General features: G+C 46.9%; 15 protein-coding genes. 12 read left to right on the forward strand and 3 right to left on the reverse strand.

All coding sequences use genetic code 11. The annotated features are described in order from the left end of the window. Positions 1–135 precede the first annotated feature (135 nt). The 10 genes from BN1938_RS03990 (at position 136) to metG (ending at position 12,174) form a co-directional block, all read left to right on the forward strand. Positions 136–1,110, forward strand: a complete 975-nt coding sequence (locus tag BN1938_RS03990) for an ABC transporter permease (protein WP_050639362.1) — start codon at positions 136–138, stop codon at positions 1,108–1,110. 162 nt (positions 1,111–1,272) lie between these two features. Beyond that, positions 1,273–2,286 carry a substrate-binding domain-containing protein gene (locus BN1938_RS03995; RefSeq protein ID WP_242843800.1) on the forward strand — a complete coding sequence of 338 codons (1,014 nt, stop codon included), beginning with the start codon at positions 1,273–1,275 and terminating at the stop codon, positions 2,284–2,286. 22 nt (positions 2,287–2,308) lie between these two features. Continuing rightward, complete coding sequence (locus BN1938_RS04000; RefSeq protein ID WP_050639363.1) at positions 2,309–3,784, forward strand: sugar ABC transporter ATP-binding protein; 1,476 nt, start codon at positions 2,309–2,311, stop codon at positions 3,782–3,784. 15 nt (positions 3,785–3,799) lie between these two features. Continuing rightward, on the forward strand, positions 3,800–4,756 hold the full coding sequence (locus BN1938_RS04005; protein WP_050639364.1) for a carbohydrate kinase family protein: 957 nt from the start codon (positions 3,800–3,802) through the stop codon (positions 4,754–4,756). A 157-nt stretch (positions 4,757–4,913) separates the two neighbouring features. Continuing rightward, positions 4,914–5,624: a deoxyribose-phosphate aldolase gene (deoC, locus tag BN1938_RS04010; RefSeq protein ID WP_050639365.1), complete on the forward strand. Its 711-nt coding sequence runs from the start codon at positions 4,914–4,916 to the stop codon at positions 5,622–5,624. A 319-nt stretch (positions 5,625–5,943) separates the two neighbouring features. After that, complete coding sequence (gene nadA, locus BN1938_RS04015) at positions 5,944–6,849, forward strand: quinolinate synthase NadA (protein WP_050639366.1); 906 nt, start codon at positions 5,944–5,946, stop codon at positions 6,847–6,849. 19 nt (positions 6,850–6,868) lie between these two features. Beyond that, on the forward strand, positions 6,869–8,062 hold the full coding sequence (locus BN1938_RS04020) for an L-aspartate oxidase (protein ID WP_050639367.1): 1,194 nt from the start codon (positions 6,869–6,871) through the stop codon (positions 8,060–8,062). A gap of 91 nt (positions 8,063–8,153) precedes the next feature. After that, complete coding sequence (gene nadC, locus BN1938_RS04025) at positions 8,154–9,005, forward strand: carboxylating nicotinate-nucleotide diphosphorylase (protein ID WP_050639368.1); 852 nt, start codon at positions 8,154–8,156, stop codon at positions 9,003–9,005. A 35-nt stretch (positions 9,006–9,040) separates the two neighbouring features. Next, entirely contained in the window at positions 9,041–9,553 is a 513-nt protein-coding gene (locus BN1938_RS04030; RefSeq protein WP_330581539.1) for a transcription repressor NadR, read from the forward strand. Positions 9,554–10,263: 710 nt separating this feature from the next. Continuing rightward, positions 10,264–12,174: a methionine--tRNA ligase gene (gene metG, locus BN1938_RS04035; protein ID WP_050639369.1), complete on the forward strand. Its 1,911-nt coding sequence runs from the start codon at positions 10,264–10,266 to the stop codon at positions 12,172–12,174. Positions 12,175–12,237: 63 nt separating this feature from the next. Here the strand turns inward: metG and BN1938_RS04040 are convergent, their stop codons facing one another. Together BN1938_RS04040 and BN1938_RS04045 are read right to left on the reverse strand one after the other, a co-directional pair. Next, the gene (locus BN1938_RS04040; RefSeq protein WP_050639370.1) at positions 12,238–13,173 is read right to left on the reverse strand and encodes a glycosyltransferase family 2 protein; all 936 of its coding nucleotides are present in this window, start codon (positions 13,171–13,173) and stop codon (positions 12,238–12,240) included. Continuing rightward, positions 13,166–16,066 carry a YfhO family protein gene (locus BN1938_RS04045; RefSeq protein WP_050639371.1) on the reverse strand — a complete coding sequence of 967 codons (2,901 nt, stop codon included), beginning with the start codon at positions 16,064–16,066 and terminating at the stop codon, positions 13,166–13,168. Before BN1938_RS04045 ends, BN1938_RS04040 begins: the two co-directional genes overlap by 8 nt. A 164-nt stretch (positions 16,067–16,230) precedes the next feature. Here BN1938_RS04045 and BN1938_RS04050 point away from each other — a divergent pair, with 164 nt between their 5' ends. Beyond that, positions 16,231–16,968 carry a response regulator transcription factor gene (locus tag BN1938_RS04050; protein WP_050639512.1) on the forward strand — a complete coding sequence of 246 codons (738 nt, stop codon included), beginning with the start codon at positions 16,231–16,233 and terminating at the stop codon, positions 16,966–16,968. Then, positions 16,961–18,325 (forward strand): HAMP domain-containing sensor histidine kinase, encoded by a 1,365-nt coding sequence (locus BN1938_RS04055; protein ID WP_050639372.1) that lies wholly within the window; start codon positions 16,961–16,963, stop codon positions 18,323–18,325. Before BN1938_RS04050 ends, BN1938_RS04055 begins: the two co-directional genes overlap by 8 nt. A 155-nt stretch (positions 18,326–18,480) precedes the next feature. On the opposite strand, the gene BN1938_RS04060 is transcribed toward BN1938_RS04055, so the two are convergent. After that, positions 18,481–19,659 (reverse strand): iron-containing alcohol dehydrogenase, encoded by a 1,179-nt coding sequence (locus tag BN1938_RS04060; protein ID WP_050639373.1) that lies wholly within the window; start codon positions 19,657–19,659, stop codon positions 18,481–18,483. Between the last annotated feature and the right edge of the window lie 153 nt (positions 19,660–19,812).

The raw sequence follows: 19,812 nt of genomic DNA on the forward strand, positions 1-19,812 counted from the left end.
TAACAAAAATAAAAGTAGTATTTTTGTGCAATATGTTAGTTTTCAGTATAATTTTACAAAATTATTGACAATATTAAATGAATAATATATATTAAATGTATCATACATTTGAGACAAATAAACAGGAGGTTAGTTATGGGGAAAGGTAAGGTATCGAACGTAAGCGGAAATGGCACGCTTCTTAAAAATTTAAAGGCAATGGGAATTTTGTGGGCGTTAATTTTAATTTGTATCATTGCAGCTATTATTTCCCCAAATTTTCTGAGACCGGCGAATATGGTCAATGTGGTGCGCTCGGTTTCTTTGAACGGAATTATTGCAATGGGGATGACATTTGTCGTACTGACCGGAGGCGTTGATCTGTCTGTGGGTTCCACTGTGGGCGTGGTGGCTGTATCTGCCGCGATTATGATGCAGAAAGGGATTCATCCGGTTGTTACCATAGCAGCAAGCCTTCTGATCGGAATAGTTCTGGGACTGATCAACGGGATCGGCGTTACTGTAGGAAAACTGGCCCCGTTCATTATGACGCTGGGTACCATGACGGCTTTGCGCGGTGTTGCAAGGTATATCGCGAATGGCTCTCCGCAGAACTGGAGGGATTCCGGTATAGATTTTTCCTTTCTGGGACAGGGCAGCATCCTGGGGATTCCGGTGCCGGTGTACATATTTCTAGCGGTATTTGTGGTAGCATTTTATGTGTTAAAGTATACGGAATTTGGACGGAGCGTTTACGCGTTGGGGGACAGCCGCGAGGCGGCAAGGCTGTGTGGGATCAACACGAAGAAGGTAGAGACGCTGTGCTTTGTAATCACTGGTTTTCTTTCTGCGTTATCCGCTATTATCTTTATCTCAAGGCTTGGCATCGGACAGCCGGAAGCGGGCGAGGGTTATGAACTGGATGCCCTGGCTATGGTTTACATTGGCGGTGCAAGTACGGCTGGAGGCAGCGGAAGTGTAGTGGGCACACTGATTGGCGCGTGTCTGATCTCTGTAATCAACAATATCCTGAACCTGATGGGCATTTCTCCATTTATTCAAAAGGTAATCCAGGGTGTCATTATTATTCTTGCGGTCTTGCTGGAGCGAAGGACCAAGAAGAACAGATAAGTAACGGCAGTTTAAATAAAGAACAGCAGTATAGGACTAAAGAGTTTGTTTAGACAGAAACAGCGTCTCTTTAGATAGAGGGAGCAGTGCGGATAAAGGCTAACAGCACATAAGTGCTTTAGTACATATCAAATTCAAGAATTATAAGAGGAGGAACGGTGAATGAAAAAGAAGATTTTCAGTGTAATGTTATGTATGGCAATGGCAGCGACCATGGCGGCGGGGTGCAGCAATGGAGCCTCCAAAGAGACGAAGGCTACGAACGGGGAGGCAAAGACAGAAGATACGGATAAAGCTTCCGACAGCGGTGATAAGAAGTATGTGATCGGTGTATCGCAGGGAACAATGAACCACCCATTCCGTGTGGCCATGGTAGATGAAAATGTAAAATATGCGGAGGAAAATTATCCGGAATTTGAATGTATTACAACAGACGGACAGAACGATTCCGCAACGCAGGTGCAGGATGTGGAAGATCTTCTGGCCCGCGGCATCGATCTGCTGCTGATTTCTCCGCTCACCTCAGATGCGCTGACGCCTGTTTGTGAGAAGGCAATGGAGCAGGGCATCCCGGTTGTTACGCTGGACAGAAATGTGGAATGTGACGTTACCTGTTTTATCGGAGCAGAGAACAAGCCGATGGGCGTGGCTTCTGCAGATAAGCTGGCTGAGGCTCTGGACAAGAAGGGAAAGATCGTGGAAATTCAGGGTACGGCAGGCGCATCTGCGACAATTGACCGTCACGATGGCTTTGCAGAGCAGCTGGAGAAGGAATATCCAGACATGGAAGTAATTGCAACCCAATACTGTGACTACCTCCGTGAAGATGCAATGGCATTTATGGATGATACTCTTCAGAGATTCGGACCTGGTGAGATCGACGCCATCTACTGCCACAATGATGAGATGGCACTGGGCGCGCTGGAATCGCTGCGTGCGGCAGGCCGGGAGGATGAAGGCATCCTGCTCGTCGGAATGGATGGTACGGAGGTTGCATTTTCAGAGATTGAGGATGGCAATATGTTCTTCACTGTTGTATATCCATACTGTGCACCGGAAGGAATGCAGGCTGCATATGAGATTCTGGAGGGCGACGGAGTGGAAACCCGCTGGGAACTGGATACAACAATTGTGGATAAGGATAATGTAAAAGACTGGATAGGTAAAGGACTGTAAACAGGCACAGGAGGTGGCAGGGATGCTCAAAATGAACCATATTTCTAAAAGCTTTCCGGGAGTGAAGGCGCTGGATGATATATCAATTTCTGTTGAAAAGGGTGAGATCCATGCGCTGGTCGGCGAGAACGGAGCCGGAAAGTCTACCCTGATGAAGATTTTATCGGGGGCTTATTCTCTCGACAGCGGGGAGATTCTGCTGGACGGGGAAAAGATTGAGAATACATCGCCTGCGAAGATGATTGAGAGGGGAATTGCGGTTATTTATCAGGAGCTGATGCTGCTGCCTCACCGTACTGTAGCCGAGAATATTTTTCTGGGCAGGTACCCTAAAACAGGCTTAGGAAAGATCGATTATAAGAAAATGGAGCGGGATGCGAAGGCGGTCCTGGATGAATTGAAGCTGGAGCTGGATGCCCGGGCGGTGGTGGAAGATCTGAGCGTTGCAAAGAGACAGATGGTAGAGATTGCCAAGGCGATGTCCCGCAATGCCAAGATTGTCGTGTTGGATGAGCCGACCGCGGTTTTGGGCGACAGTGAGCTGGAGGGATTGTTTGATATTGTGAAGCGGCTGGCGTCGGAGGGGGTCACATTTATCTATATATCACATCGGCTGAAGGAGATTTTTGAACTCTGCACGAGCCTGACGATTATGAAAGACGGGAAAATGGTAGAAAGCGGACCTGTGGAGCAATATACGACAGAGATCCTGGTCAGCAGGATGGTCGGCCGGGATGTGAAGGATATTTATCCAAAAAGAACGCGGAATATCGGCGAGGTGGTGCTTTCGGTCAAAGGACTGACCAGGAAAGGGGTTATAGAGAATATTAATTTTGACCTGCATAAGGGAGAGATTCTGGGGATTGCAGGCCTGGCAGGAGCCGGGCGCTCGGAGATTCTGAGGGCAGTCATCGGGGCGGATCCCATAGATGAGGGTACCGTGGAGCTGGAAGGCAGGCCGGTGAAGTTTAAAAATGTGAAAGAAGGCATTCTGGCCGGGCTGGGAATTGTTCCTGAGGAGCGCAAGGCGGAAGGGCTGATGCTGCAGCAGAATATGATTTTTAATATGACCGTGCCTGCGCTGAGAAAGTATAAGAACCGCTTCGGCAGGCTGACGCCGGCAAAGGAGGCGGAAGTTACCAGAAAGTATATTGAGACGTTCCACATCCGGCCCGGTTCCGCTCATACAATTACCAATTTTATGAGCGGCGGCAACCAGCAGAAGGTGGTATTGTCCAAATGGATTGCCGCGGACTGCAAGATTCTGCTGGTCGACGAGCCGACCAGAGGTGTGGATGTGGGGGCGAAGGAAGAGATATATGAGATACTAAACCAGCTGATTGAAAATGGGCTTTCGATTCTTATGGTTTCGTCGGAACTGCCGGAGCTGCTGGGCACATGCGACCGGATTATGGTGATGAACGAAGGACGGCAGACAGGACTGTTTGATATTGATGAATGTTCGGAAGAGACACTGATGACATTTGCAACAAATTAAGGGCAAGGTGGCAGTATGTTTGATTTATGTGCAATCGGGGATGCCCTGATTGATTTTATCCCGGCGCCTCAGTATACTTCCGAGGCGCCAGTTTACCAATGTGAGGTGGGGGGGACGGTGGCGAATCTGCTGACGGCCGGAAGTAAACTGGGACTGAATACGATGTTTGTGGGGAAGATCGGCGAGGACTGTATGGGCCGTCTGATCCGGGAAAAGATGGCGGGCTATGGGGTCAGTATGGACGGATGTGTTATGGATCCGATGCATTTTACGACCCAGGCATTTGTGACGCTGGATAAAGACGGGGAGAGAAGCTTCAGTTTTTCCCGGCGGTTCGGTGCGGATATCTGGCTCCGGGAAGAGGAACTGCCGATAGAAAAGGCTGTGGCATCTTCCATGGCTGCTTTTTCGGGAATGTGTATGACGGATGAGCCTGTGCGTTCTGCAACCTGGCGGTTTTTGCGCGCGGTGTACGACAAGAAGATCCCTATCGTATTGGATGTAAATTACAGATACAATCTCTGGAAAAGTGAAGAAGACATGATACGGATTATGCGGGAGACGCTGCCCTATGTAACGCTTTATAAATCCTCGGAGGAGGAGGCCTGTCTGCTGGCGGGCGCCGAAAGCTGGGACAGGGCCGCGGAGATGCTCTCGGGATATGGATGCAGAATCGTTATTATAACGCTGGGGGAGAAAGGGTCTTATTACTATATGGATGGCAGGGCCGGCCTGATTGAATCTTATCCGATAGAGGCCGTGGACACGACAGGGGCAGGAGACTGTTTCTTTGCCGGACTGCTCTATCAAATTAAGATAAAAGGCGGCATTGACAAGATCGTTCCGGAAGATTTTCCGCAGATCCTAAGCTTTGCGAATGCCGCCGGTGCTTTGGCTGCGACAAAGCGGGGCGGTACAAAAGGTTCACCCTCACTGCAGGAAGTTACAAGCTTTCTGGCTAAGCAGAAATAAGCTGGGTGGCAGGTAATCCTGCTCGTGTTTGGATTCATTTACAGAATGGGCTTTGGTTTAAAATCTGTATTCAGATAAGTAAGAGTAATATTAAAATGAAATTAACTCTAAATAAGAGTTGATAATAAATCATAAAAAGACAATAGGAGGAGACAAAATGAAACCTGATAAAAAGGCGTGTGACATGACAACCAGAGAGCTGGCCGCATACATTGATTATTCGGTCTTAAAGCCGGAATTCACTGAGGAAGAGATCATTGAGCTGACAAAGGATGGAGTAAAACTGGGATGTGCAACAATCTGCATTAATCCAGGATATATGGAACTGTGTGAACCATACGTAAAAGGGACAGACACCATGCTCTGCCCGGTAACAGATTTTCCATTTGGAACAAGCTCCACAGAATCCCGTGTACAGCAGATCGAAAATGTTGCAAAATACGATACAGTAAAAGAAGTGGATATCGTAGCAAACTTCGGATGGATAAAAGCAGGATTATATGACAAAGTAACCGAAGACTTGAAAAAGTGCGCAGAGGCGGCACACAAATACGGAAGAGAAATCAAGGTTATCCTGGAAACAGATGCCTTAAATGAGGAGCAGGTAAGACGGGGGTGCCACTGCTGTATGGATGCGGGGGCAGACTTCGTAAAAACCAGCACCGGTTTTCTCACTGGCTTCGAAGCCCATGGAGCTACACCGGAAATTATCAAAGTGATTATGGAAGAAGTGAACGGAAAGGCAAAAGTAAAAGGAAGCGGATGCATACGGACGAGAGAACACTTTCTTCAGCTGATCGATATGGGAATTGACAGAATGGGTGTGGGGTATAAGTCGGTACCTGTTGTATTGGGAGAAGAGGTTTAAAGGGGTCAGACCCTTTTGGACTCCATAGTCAGAAAATAACAAAAAGATGCGGGAATTTTCCGGCATCTTTTTGTGTTATATAAAGAGAAAATACAAAGTGGTTTAGGAAACCCCTTAATTAGTGGGCGTATAATAGAATTTGCAAATTTGCCGGCAAAATAAAGATTCAGAATTGATGGAAAACGGAAGGCAAAGGGGTCAGACCCCTTTACTGTCTTGTCACCTGTAAACTTATGTGCTATAATGATGAGAATTTACCGCAGAAGTTTTTCTGCAAAGGAATACATAAGCCCCAAGGGGCGGGAGAGGTGTGAAAAAGATGACAATAGCCGATGAGATTAACAAGTTGAAGAAGGAAAAGAATGCTGTGATTCTGGCTCACTATTATGTGAATCCGGAGGTGCAGGACATTGCGGACTACATAGGGGATTCTTTTTATTTAAGCAAGGTTGCAGTAGAGCTTACGGAGCAGACGATTGTGTTCTGCGGGGTTTCTTTTATGGGAGAAAGCGCCAAGGTGCTGAATCCTGGGAAGACGGTGTTGATGCCGGATGCTTCGGCGGACTGTGCAATGGCGCATATGGCAGATACTGATACGATCAGAAAGATGCGGGAGCAATACGAGGATTTGGCTGTGGTGTGTTATATTAATTCCACTGCAGAACTCAAAGAGCATTCGGATGTCTGTGTGACGTCGGCAAATGCGGTTAAAATAGTGAAGGCCCTGCCCAATAAAAATATCTTTTTTATCCCGGACAGAAATCTGGCCCATTTTGTGGCTGAGCAGGTTCCGGAAAAGAATTTTGTTTACAACGAGGGCTACTGTCCGGTTCATGAAAAAATGAGTGTTGCGGAGATCAGAAAAGCGAAGAAGATGTATCCGGAGGCGGAGGTTCTATCCCATCCGGAGTGTCCCAAGGCAGTGCTGGAGCTTTCTGACTACATAGGCAGCACCACCGGGATCATCGACTATGCGGGCAAAAGCAACAGCAGAGAATTTATTATCTGCACAGAAAATGGTGTCCGCCACAAGCTGGAGAATGATTATCCGGAAAAAAAGTTTTATTTTACGGAGACCGAGCCTGTATGTGAGGATATGAAGACGATTACACTGGAAAAAATACTGCATGTACTGAAGACCGGAGAAAATGAGGTCCGGGTATCGGATGAACGGAGAGAGAATTCCAGAAAACCACTGGAAAGGATGCTGGAGTTGGCGAAATAGGAAAGGCTGTGGGGCTGTTATGGAAATGAAAACAGAAGTCGTAATTGTTGGTACTGGTGTGGCAGGATTATTCTGTGCGTTGAATCTGCCGCGGGATAAGCAGATCCTGATGCTCACCAAATCGGATGTGGAGAGCAGTGATTCTTTCCTGGCCCAGGGCGGTATCTGCGTTCTCCGGGACGAGGATGATTACGACAGTTATTTTGAAGATACAATGAAGGCAGGGCATTACGAGAACCGCAGGGAGTCCGTGGATATTATGATACGGAGCTCCCGGGAAATCATAGAAGACCTGGTTAGATATGGAGTGGAGTTTGAGCGAAGCAAAGACGGTTTCGCCTATACGCGGGAGGGAGCGCATTCCACTCCCAGAATCCTGTATCATGCGGACATTACCGGACAAGAGATTACGGGTAAGCTTCTTGCCCAGGTTAAGAAGCTTAAGAATGTCACTATTTTGGAATATACAACCATGACCGATATTATAGAAGAAAACGGAATATGCACCGGGGTTCTGGCAGAGTCGGAGGCAGACGGCAAGATAGAGATCCGCGCGGATTTTACGGTCCTGGCAAGCGGGGGAATCGGGGGAAATTATAAACATTCCACTAATTATCCTCATTTAACAGGGGATGCCATAGAAATCTCGAAAAAACACGGCATCCGTCTGGAACATTTGGACTATGTGCAGATTCATCCCACCACGCTGTATTCACGGAAACCGGGCAGAAGATTTTTGATTTCCGAGTCAGTAAGAGGAGAGGGGGCCGTCCTTTACAATAAAAAAGGGGAGCGTTTTGTAAATGAACTCCTTCCACGCGATGTTGTGACAAAAGCGATTCACGAACAGATGGAAAAGGATGGAACAGATTATGTATGGCTTTCGATGGAACATATTGATAAAGAAACCATCATGAGCCATTTCCCAAATATCTGCCGGCACTGTCTGGAAGAAGGCTATGATGTAACCAGGGAATACATTCCGGTGGTTCCTGCCCAGCACTATTTCATGGGCGGTATCTGGGTGGATTCCGACAGCCAGACATCCATGGACAGCCTGTTTGCCGTGGGAGAAACTAGCTGCAACGGCGTCCACGGCGCCAATCGTCTGGCCAGCAATTCCCTGTTGGAGAGCCTGGTATTCGCAAAGCGGGCGGCTGGAAAGGTCAAAGAACTGTATGGGACAGAAACCCAAAAGGAAGAAACGGCGTGAACAGCGGGAAAATGGCACAGACCTGCCTTAAATGGAACGTTTATGGTGGACCGGATTAAAAAATCAGTAAATAGAAGGGAGAACAGGACAAATGAATGATATTACAATGACATTACAGGCTGACCACCTGATTTTAGAGGCGCTAAAGGAGGACATTTCCAGTGAAGATGTTACCACCAATGCAGTGATGAAAGAAGCCGTGAAAGGTGAGGTAGAGCTGATCTGTAAAGAAGACGGAATCATCGCCGGACTCCATGTATTTAAACGGGTATTCGAGCTGCTGGACAGTCAGGTTATGGCAGAGTTTTACTGCAAAGACGGCGATCAGGTCATGAAAGGCCAGCTCATGGGAAAAGTAACAGGGGATATCCGGGTGCTCTTATCGGGCGAGCGGGTGGCGCTTAATTATCTGCAGAGAATGAGTGGAATCGCGACCTATACGCATTCCGTAGCGGCACTCCTGGAAGGAACGAAGACAAAATTACTGGATACAAGAAAGACCACGCCTAATATGCGGATTTTTGAAAAATACGCTGTGCGGGTCGGCGGTGGATATAATCACAGATATAATCTGTCAGACGGTGTTTTACTAAAAGATAATCACATCGGCGCAGCGGGCAGTGTGGCGAAGGCCGTGCAGATGGCGAAGGACTATGCGCCATTTGTGAGGAAGATCGAGGTTGAGGTTGAGAATCTGGATATGGTAAAAGAAGCGGTTGAGGCCGGTGCAGACATCATTATGCTGGACAATATGACGACCGAAGAGATGCAGGAAGCCATCCGCATCATAGACCACAGAGCCGAAACAGAGTGTTCCGGAAATGTGACAAAGGAGAACATCGACAGAATTACCGCGCTTGGCGTAGACTATGTTTCCAGCGGGGCGCTGACACATTCCGCGCCGATCCTGGATATATCGATGAAGAATCTTCATGCAGTATAAATCAGGACGGACAGAAAGGCAGGTGAAATCATCCCATGATGACAGGTTCTGAACGCAGAAATGCTATAGTGAGCCATATAAAAAACAGTGCCATACCGGTATCCGGCAAGACACTGGCACGGGAATATGAAGTGAGCCGTCAGGTTATCGTGCAGGATATCGCCCTGATCCGCGCATCCGGACACGATATCATTTCCACAAACAGGGGATATATTCTGAATGCGCCGAAGTCCGCCGGCCGGGTGTTTAAAGTGAACCATACGGACGATGACCTGGAAAATGAGCTGTGTTCCATCGTAGATCTGGGCGGCCGGGTCGTCAATGTTATGATTAATCATCGGGTATACGGGCACATGGAGGCGGAACTTAACATCAATTCCAGAAGAAAAGTCATGGAGTTTATGGAAGACATCAGGAGCGGAAAATCCAGTCCGCTCAAGAATATAACATCGAACTATCACTATCATAAAGTGGAGGCGGATAATGAAGAGACCCTGGACATGATAGAAGATATGCTCCGAAGAAAAGGATACCTGATCGAGCCTTAGATGGAATTTCCTAATATCATAAAAAAGCCGGGGCTGTGAGCTCCGGCGGAGAAAGGTATGAAAAAGAAAATTTATCTGAAAAAGCATCTCTGCTTTGTATGATTATAATTTAAACAAAAAATGTGACAAAATTGTGATATCAGCATTAATAGTTTGTAAAAGAATCATTTAAACTTTATGAAGGGATCTTTAGAATTTATAAAGTCATACCCTTGACATTCGCAAATTGCTGTGATACGCTTTTTAACAGACCAAACAGAAATGAAAAACGCAGTGACGGAGAGAGTAGTCCGCAGGACATTCCACAGAGAATTCCCACAGTTCCTCAACATAGGAACGAACGCTGAGAGGGATGAATGAAGGGCAGATGAAGATGGCTTCTGAGCGGCGCACCGAACAGAGAACAGACGTGAGGCAGTCTGAGGAATTCTTAAGTATTTAAGTATGCCGCCGGAGGTTCTGTGCAAGGCTGCGATGGGTTCGCCCTTTACAGCGAAGGAGTGCTGGCTGGCACTTACTGAGGCTCTGTCCGTGAGGTCAGGGTGAATTGGAAGTGGTAACACGGATAGGATCCGTCTTCTTAATATTAATTAAGAGGGCGGTTTTTTGTGTTATAAGAGTACCAGTCTAAAGCGTTTTGGTACAGGTCAACAGTGAAATCGGGGCGTCCCTTCCACGGACAGGGCGGCGTTCTTAAAGGAGAGAGAATCATGTCAGAAAAACAAAAGTATTACATTACAACAGCGATTGCCTATACATCCGGCAAACCGCATATTGGGAACACCTATGAAATCGTCCTTGCAGATGCGATTGCAAGGTACAAAAGAAGCCAGGGGTATGATGTGTTCTTCCAGACAGGTACAGATGAACATGGTCAGAAAATCGAGCTGAAGGCAGACGAGGCTGGGATCACCCCTAAGGAATTCGTGGACAATGTGGCAGGTGATATCAGAAGAATCTGGGATCTGATGGATACATCCTATGACAAATTTATCCGCACTACTGACGAAGAACACGAAAAACAGGTGCAGAAGATTTTCAAAAAGCTGTACGACCAGGGTGATATTTATAAAGGGCATTACGAGGGCATGTACTGCACTCCGTGCGAGTCCTTCTTTACAGAGTCCCAGCTTGTGGATGGAAAATGCCCAGACTGCGGGCGCGAGGTTCAGCCTGCACAGGAGGAGGCGTATTTCTTTAAAATGAGCAAATACGCGGACCGTCTGATCGAGCATATTAATACACATCCGGAGTTTATCCAGCCAGTGTCCCGTAAAAACGAAATGATGAACAATTTCCTTCTGCCCGGCCTGCAGGATCTGTGCGTATCCAGGACATCATTTAAATGGGGAATTCCTGTGGAATTCGATCCCAAGCATGTGGTATATGTATGGCTGGATGCGCTCACGAACTATATCACAGGTATTGGGTATGACTGCGACGGAAACAATACAGAACAATTTAAAAAAGACTGGCCGGCAGATCTTCACCTGATCGGTAAGGATATTATCCGTTTTCATACGATATATTGGCCGATATTCCTGATGGCGCTGGATCTTCCGCTGCCGAAGCAGATTTTCGGGCATCCGTGGCTGCTGCAGGGCGACGGTAAGATGAGCAAATCCAAGGGAAATGTGCTGTATGCGGATGAATTGGTTGATTTCTTCGGCGTGGACGCCGTGCGTTATTTTGTACTCCACGAAATGCCTTTCGAGAACGACGGCATCATCTCCTGGGAACTGATGGTAGAACGTCTGAATTCGGACCTCGCAAACACCCTGGGCAACCTGGTAAACCGAACCGTGTCCATGACCAATAAATACTTTGGGGGAACGGTATGCGATAAAGGCGCTGCGGAGGATGTGGATGCAGACCTGAAAGCGGTCATGGAGGGGACGCCAAAGGCAGTGGAATCTAAGATGGAGGGACTGCGCGTAGCAGATGCCATTACGGAAATCTTCAACTTATTCAAACGCTGCAACAAATACATTGACGAGACCATGCCCTGGGTTCTTGCAAAAGACGAGGCCAAAAAAGACAGGCTGGAAACCGTACTGTGGAACCTGATTCAGGGAATATCCGCAGGAGCCGTACTTCTGGAATCCTTCATGCCGTCCACCAGCAAGAAGATTCTGGAACAATTGAACGGGGGCCATGTCACAGATAAACCGGAAATTTTGTTTCAGAGGCTTGATCTGGAAGAGGTACTGAAAAAAGTAGAAGAACTCCATCCGCCTGTGGCAGAGACCGGGGCAAAAGATGCGGAAGAAACCGTCATTGACATAGAGGCAAAACCAGAAATTACATTCGAAGATTTCGGAAAAATGCAGTTCCAGGTCGGAGAAATTATTGCCTGTGAAGAAGTAAAAAAATCCAAAAAACTGCTCTGTTCCCAGGTAAAAGTCGGAAGCCAGGTAAAACAGATCGTATCGGGAATCAAGGCATACTACAAACCGGAAGAGATGGTAGGCAAGAAAGTCATGGTGCTTGTCAACCTGAAACCAGCAAAGCTGGCCGGAGTACTGTCAGAGGGAATGCTGCTCTGCGCAGAAGACGCAGATGGCTGCCTCGCACTGATGACACCAGAGAAAGACATGCCGGCCGGTGCCGAAATCTGCTAAAAGGGGTCTGACCCTTTTGCGGAGGGGTCTGACCCCTCTGCAAAGGGGACAGACCCCTTTGAACTATCGAAACCCTTCTTCTCTCTTTACAATATATAGAGGCCGCTTTTTTGTTTCCATGTAATCTTTTGAGATATACTGCCCCAATACGGATATAAAAAGCAGCTGTATCCCGTTCAATCCCAAGATGAGCAGCACCACAAGCAGGATTCCGCTGGCTGCATAGCCTAAGATAAACGTCCGTACAGCCACGGCAATTCCGAGCAGCAGGGCGGCAGCCAGCAGGAGGCTGCCGGTTGTTCCGGCAAGCGTAATCGGGGCGGTTGAGAAGGAGAATATTCCGTCCAGGGCATACCTGAACAGGCTTCTAAAGCTCCATTTGCTGTTTCCCGCGGCACGTTCCACGTTGCGGAATGGAATCCATTTGGTATCAAAACCGATAAATGAAAAGATTCCTTTCATATATCGGTTATATTCCTTGAATTCCAGGATGGAGTCGGCCATCGCACGGTTCATCATGCGGTAATCCCCGGCCCCGTCACTCATGTTCATATCACAGATTTTGTTAACGATTTTATAGAATCTGCGGGAAAGAAAGCTTCTGACCCGCCCTTCTCCCTCACGGTCTTCCCGGAATCCGGCACAGCAGTCATAGCCCTCATTTTTCAGTACCCTGTACATTTCCCTGAGAAGCGAGGGCGGGTGCTGGAGATCCGCATCCATAAATACGCAGTAATCGCCGGAAGCATGCTGCAGACCGGCATACATAGCGGCCTCCTTGCCAAAGTTCCGGGAGAACGACAGGTATTTGCAGCGTTTATCCCGATAAACCAGGCTTTGCAGTATTTCGGGTGTGTGGTCCCTGCTTCCGTCATCAATAAAAATGAATTCACACTCTGCAGTCTCTATGCCGCGGACTGCCTTGTCTGTTTCCTGATAGAACATGGAAAGCACCTGTTCTTCATTATAGCAGGGAACGATAATGCTGATTTTATCCATGGTTCATTTCCTCCTTTTGGAAAATCTTATACTTACACAGCACATAATTCGATAATATAGTGATTACGCTTACTATGATCTTAGAAGGCAGAGGCGGTATGCCCAGGGCGCCTGCTGTCAGCCAGAGCAGGGCATTTTCCACCAGAAGCGTCAGGAACCTTAAACAAACAAAGGAAGAGAATTCCTGCAGGATCTGTTTCTGCGAGTGGAACACCAGTCTGCGGTTCAACAGATACGCCGTGATAACAGCTCCTCCCCAGGCCAATGTATTAGCTGCAAGGTACCCCACAGATATTTTTAAAAGCGCATAGTAAATTAAATAATTTACAAATGTTGTTACACCGCCGCTTAAGCAATAGAGTACAAGTTCCTTTTTGGTTTTCAGCATCCCGAGAAGCGCAAGCCCGGGAGCCCGGAGTGCATAAAGAAGATAAATCAGAAAGCTGCCAGTCGTAATAATAAATCCGGCCAGCTGTCCCGGCGCATGGAACCGGACGCTGATTTCATGAACTCCTCTTGTCAGATGAACACCTGCAAATGCTTGGTTCAAAGTAAGGATAGGAACATTTTTCCCGTCAACCAGGATTTCCATACCCCTTTGTACAGGAATGGAGGTTACAAAAAAGCCGTCCTCATCAAGAGATGCCCTGCAGGATAATATTTCACCGGATCGTGGCGCCTGTTCTTCAACCTCCGTATACTGTTTTTCCGCGAGGTTTTGTACGTCATAGGTATGCCAGTTTATATGCTTTATCAGATATTTTCCTTTGGAAAATGTAATAGTAAGCGTGTGAAGTCCCTCTTGAGAAGGACTGGTAAACTGGTAATGGAAAGTATTGTTTCCGTTGGGGTAAGGGGCGCCCGGACCGGACAGCTTATTTCTCATATGGTTTATATCAATGACAACCGCGTGCTGTCCCTGATTCTCAACTTCAAAATCCAGCAGCAGAATCTGTTCTTTCAAAGACTGGCTCAGTTTGAGCGCAGCTGTGGTTTCTTTCTTTACATTCAGAAGCCACCCCTCGTCCGTTTTTTCAGCCTGAATTGTGTCCGGCAGCTGAAGATCTTCAAAGGAAGGCTCATAAATCTTCATATTAGATTCCGTTGCGTCAGCAGGCTGATCCGCAGTATCGTTCCCAGGAACAATGGTATATCGGGTTATGGCATCAAGTCGGTCGTATTTGTTCAGTTTTTCATACTGTGACTGGCTCATGAGAGAGCTGGTCGTATAAGCAACAGGCAGCACATTCTCATTTTCAGCCAGAACAGGAAGGCTTTTGCCGGCCGTGTTTTTTTCAGTGCCCGCAGCTTTCACGATTTGATATCCGGCAGGCACTTGATCCTGAAAGGTCTCAAGATAACGCACCCCGAGGAAATTCAGTAAAAACGGATTGGAAGAGGGCAGGATCGCCAGCCTGTTATTAATCTGAACGGGGGACAGCAGCGTATCATAATAAAAGTCAGAGTATCCCTCATTAGAAATAGAGGAGTACATGGCACTTTTCTGCTGCCTGCCGTTTACCGCAAGATTGCCGGTATTGAGTACGTCAGTCAGTGTGTCGTATCTGTAGAGAGGAGATCCGCCATACACCGGGCTGCTGTCCAGCACAGAGTTGTCTGTGAATACATCTTCTTTCTTTACAAACTGTTCCTTCTGCATTGTCTGGTAAAACAGCATACAAGGCATGAAGCATAGCAGAACCCGGCTGGTCACATACCTGTACTTCAGTAGGGGTTCTTTCACCTTTATTTTGCTGACCAGTACAACAAATAGGAGGATTCCAAGGTCAGCAGCTATCCATGGAAATGTATTCTTTGAACGGAAAAAGAACAAGCATGCAGCTGCAATCAAACAGGGCCAAAGCTTCCAGGTAATTTTTTCCATGCGCAGTTCATTTAAAAGTTTCGCGCATTGCAGTACAACGAGCGGTACAAATGGAATCAGAATCTTTGCACGGGCATACAGTGTCCCGTTCAATATCCATGCAGCGGCTCCGCAGAAGGAAACAAAGAGCAGCATAATACTCTCAGTCCGGTACTTTTTATGGCAGAGCCCCAAAAGCAGCAGGTAAAGGCATATTGCGGTCAGCCCCATTCCGTAAGGACTGTACAGGAGTCCGTGCATATCGGCATTCGCCCCAAGTATCTCCATTAGATTCAGATTCTCAGAAGCGCGTTTGTGTTCCAGAATGACCAATGCAGTCGGTATAAGCAGAAGAGCCGCCATACCGATGGAAAGAAAGGCCGATTTTAAATATCGAAGCAATCCATGTTTCCAGAATTCCGTTCCCTCCTCACGCATCCAGTACCAGCCAATGACCGCGAGGCAGGCTATGGAGTAATAAAAACTGTTAAGGTAAATCAGCAGCATGCATAGCGGAAGAAACTGAAAACGTTTTTTCTTAATGCACAAAAGTGCCAGCATCAAAAAGGGCATATAATTTACAAACATGATCTGCCGATGGGTCTGAAAAAAACATGCGGCAGTCAGGAAAAACAGGCTGCCAAGAAAGGCAGACCCCTTATCCTGCGTGTGTTTTAGCAGCCAGCAATAGCAGAGCATAACGGAACAGAAATATCCTGCCAGCATATAGCCGATCAGAAAATATACCATAGGAACAAAAGGAAACAGACATCCGATCAGAATGTCCGGCCTCAGGTATCCATAGTAAGAAAACTGATATCCATTACTCCCGCCCCCTAGCGGCAGAAAAGCCGGCACCAATGTCCCCTGTTCCAGGCAGGCGCCGCGGATTGTCTCAGCAAGCCGGACATGCTGGCTCAGCCAGTCTGTATAAGATCCATAGAAATATCCCCCCGGAATGGTCAGAATCACCAGCATTATGAAGAGCCCGGCCAGCAGTGCGGGGAAGAAATACTTTTTGTTTGTCATACTCTCTCCTTTTTATGAGCGGTTACAGAATATTGTTTACATTTGTGGATTATACAACCCGTTTCTTAAAGAATTCCCAAACTGAATCTGAAGAATTCTTAAGAGTAACTATATTTTTTCTGAAATCATGTATAATGATATTGGAAACAAGGGGGTTGGTAAATATGGAAACAGCCAGAATTTTAATAGTGGACGATAACCCGGAGATTCGTGAGATTATCAGAATCTTGCTTCAAGGGGAAGGATATGACATAGAAGAAGCAAAGAATGGAACAAAGGCCCTGGAAATGCTGGGGCTTAAGATGTTTGACCTGATTATTCTGGATATCATGATGCCGGGCATGAACGGATACCAGACTTGTCTGGAGATCCGGAAGCAGAGCAACGCGCCGATTTTGTTTTTAAGCGCGAAGGGACAGGAGAGCGACAAAACTCTGGGATTTTCCAGCGGAGGGGATGATTATCTGGTAAAACCGTTTTCCTATAATGAACTGGTCAGCCGTGCCAAAGCCCTGATCAGACGCTATCAGATATATAAAGGCAAAGAAGAACCTGATTCTGCCGCAGAGGATAGGAACAGCGAGGAAGGAAGCCAGGAAAAAAAGCGCCTGCACTTTCATTATCTTGAGATAGATGAGGAGCAGGAGACGGTGTATGCGGAAGGCCGGGAGATTGAACTGACGGACACGGAATATGCCATGCTCCATTTACTGATAAAGTACCGGCACCAGATATTTTCGGCGGAAAGACTGTATGAGGCTGTCTGGGATGAGCCTTACTATTACGGCGCCAATAATACGATCATGGTCCATATCAGAAATCTGCGGAAAAAGATTGAAAAGGATGCCAGGAATCCCGTTTTGATCAAAACCATATGGGGGAAGGGGTACCGCTGTGATTAAGAAGATGAAGACCGCAGTAAAAAGCTGGAAAATACGGACGAAGCTTTCAATACTTATGTTGGCAGCTGCGATTGCAAGTCTTTCCCTGTTTTGGGGGATCTGGTCTAATATGGGAAATGTATGGAAGTTCCTGTGCAGATTCCCTTCGATCACATGGGATGAGAATGCGCTGATTGAGGAACTGGAAGCAAATGCAAAATACTACGATGTTCCGGATCGGGAGGAAAATAAGGATGCGCAGGCCGAATTCAAGTCGTTCTTTGCTCCTAAGGATGAGTATACGGGTATATATGTTTACGAAATCGGCGGAGACGGGCTTTTCAGGGCAGGAGCATACCCGGAGATAACCGAACGGATGGTATACGGCAGCCTGCTGGATGCAGGATACAAAATCTCATCAGGGGAGATTGAGAACCACGATCAGAGGCCGATGGAGTTCCGCAATGGGAAATACAGCGTGATGATTTATTCCTATCACGCCATGAAAATGGTGTACCCATACCTTCTGTTCAGTGTGCTGATCAGCGTAGGTGCGTTCCTGACAATAAATCTGTTTTTTATTAACCGGAGGATGAAGGACGTTCTCTGCCTGAAGGATGAGGTGCTGCAGATGGCGTCCGGCAATCTAAAGCATCCGGTACCTGACTGTGGAGAAGATGAGATCGGTATACTGGCAGAAGAACTGGACAAACTCCGCACTGCGCTGGATGAGAATATCTGTCAGGAGGAAGAAAGCCGAAAGGCAAATCAGGATCTGATCACAGCCATATCCCACGACCTCAGAACCCCGCTGACGATTCTTAACGGATATCTGGAAGTACTCCAGTTAAAGAAGATACCCAAGTCAATGGAAGAAGAGTACCTGGCAAGATGCCTGCAGAAAACAAGCGATATCAAAGAGATGACAGATAAAATGTTCGAATATGCGCTGGTGTTTGAAGAAACAGAAGCGGTCAATATGGAAAAAGTCCCGGTACAGGATCTGCAGGAAATTCTGCAGGAGAACCTGGACTTCCTGCGTCTGGCCGGATTTGAAGCAGAAGTAAATATCGAAGAAAGCCAGGGGTTCATGAAGGGTGATATCGTAATTTTAAAAAGAATATTCAACAATCTGTTTTCGAACATCTTAAAATACGGGGACAAGAAAAACCCTGTCAGGCTCACCTTCAAAACAGAAAAACAGCAGCTCAAAACAACCCTTATAAATACAGTCAAAAAGGAAGTAAATGAAACCGACAGCAACCGGATCGGACTCAAAAGCGTGGAAAAAATGGTAGAAATCCATGGTGGAGAACTGTATGTGCTGAGTGAGGCAGATATATACACCATACAAGTCTCAATTCCAAGGGGGACGTGAGCGTTGCAGGAGGCGCGGCAGCATTCAGGGGCTGTCGGGAAATGAGATTCATAAGCTGCATATTGAGGCAGACTATAAAGTCAGGCTGCAATATATAGTATGAATCATACATTTCCCGACGGCCCCTTGGTTTTTGCAGGATGATAAAAAAGGATTTAACGGGCCATTTGGAAAATTTTAATTACATCCTCCTTATATAAGGTCTGGAAGAAGCCAACGTGTCCGCCGCCTGTGGCAACGCATTTTTCGGCCATTTCTTCAATTTGTGCATCTGTGGGAGTTACACCCAGTTCACGGAGACTGGTCGGCATTCCGATAGAGCGGCACCAGTTTTCCCAAGCTTCGATACCTTTGAGGGCAGTTGCCTCTGTATCATAGAAGTTCTGTGCTGCATCAAATACACGGACTGCAAACTGTGCGAATCTTGCCGGATTTGTCTTATATACGTATCTTGCCCAGCTCCCCCAGACGGCACAGAGGCCTGCGCCGTGAGCAACATCAAACATACCGCCCAGCTCATGTTCGATTTTGTGAGATGCAAAGTCGGATACACGTCCGGTTCCGGTCAGTCCATTGTGAGAAAGACTTCCGGCCCACATCAGGGTTGCGCGAGCTTCATAGTTTTCAGGGTCTTTTACAGCAGTCAGGGCAGCTTCACGAACAGATACAAGAAGTCCTTCTGCCATACGGTCGATCAGGTCGACATCTTTTGTGTTTGTAAAATACCGCTCCATAGTATGCATCATAATATCAGAAGCACCGCTGGATGTCTGATATGCAGGAAGTGTATATGTAAGTTCCGGGTTCATGATCGCAAATTTAGGACGGGCGCAGTCATGGTTGTAAGAACGCTTGAGCATGCCGTCTTCGATGGTGATTACCATGGAGTTGCTTGTCTCAGAACCGGTTGCTGCGATTGTTGAGATACATCCGATAGGTGCAATTTTGTCGGTGGCAGTTTTGCCCAGCAGAAGGTCTTCCAGTTCAAAATCATTTGCAAGGCCGTAACCGATTCCTTTGGCAGAGTCGATTGCGCTTCCGCCGCCGATCGGAAGCAGAAAGTCAACTCCTTCCTCTTTACAAAGCCGGATTCCTTCTTTTACTAGTCCAAGTCTTGGATTCGGAACAACTCCGCCCAAATCTACATATTCCAGACCGGCCTCAGTAAGTCCCTGGTGGATACGGTCTAAAGTACCGCTTTTCTGAAGATAATCGCCGCCGAAATGTACAAGTACTTTGTGCCCGCCCATTTCCTTGATGACCTTACCGGCTTCTGCTTCAACACCTTTTCCAAAAATAACTTTTGTGGGGTTATAAAATTCAAAATTAATCATGTGTAAATCCTCCTGATTATAAAAGATTATTGTGCTGTCTATTATTATAGACGTTTCCGAAGAAAAGAATATTTGATAAATTGCACCAACTAAGTGAAAAAGTATAGGCAGAGATACAAAAACACAGAAACAGTGTAGGATAAACGTAACCGG

Origin of the sequence: Eubacterium sp. SB2, from assembly GCF_001244405.1 — a bacterium.
Lineage (GTDB): Bacteria > Bacillota > Clostridia > Lachnospirales > Lachnospiraceae > Faecalicatena > Faecalicatena contortus_B.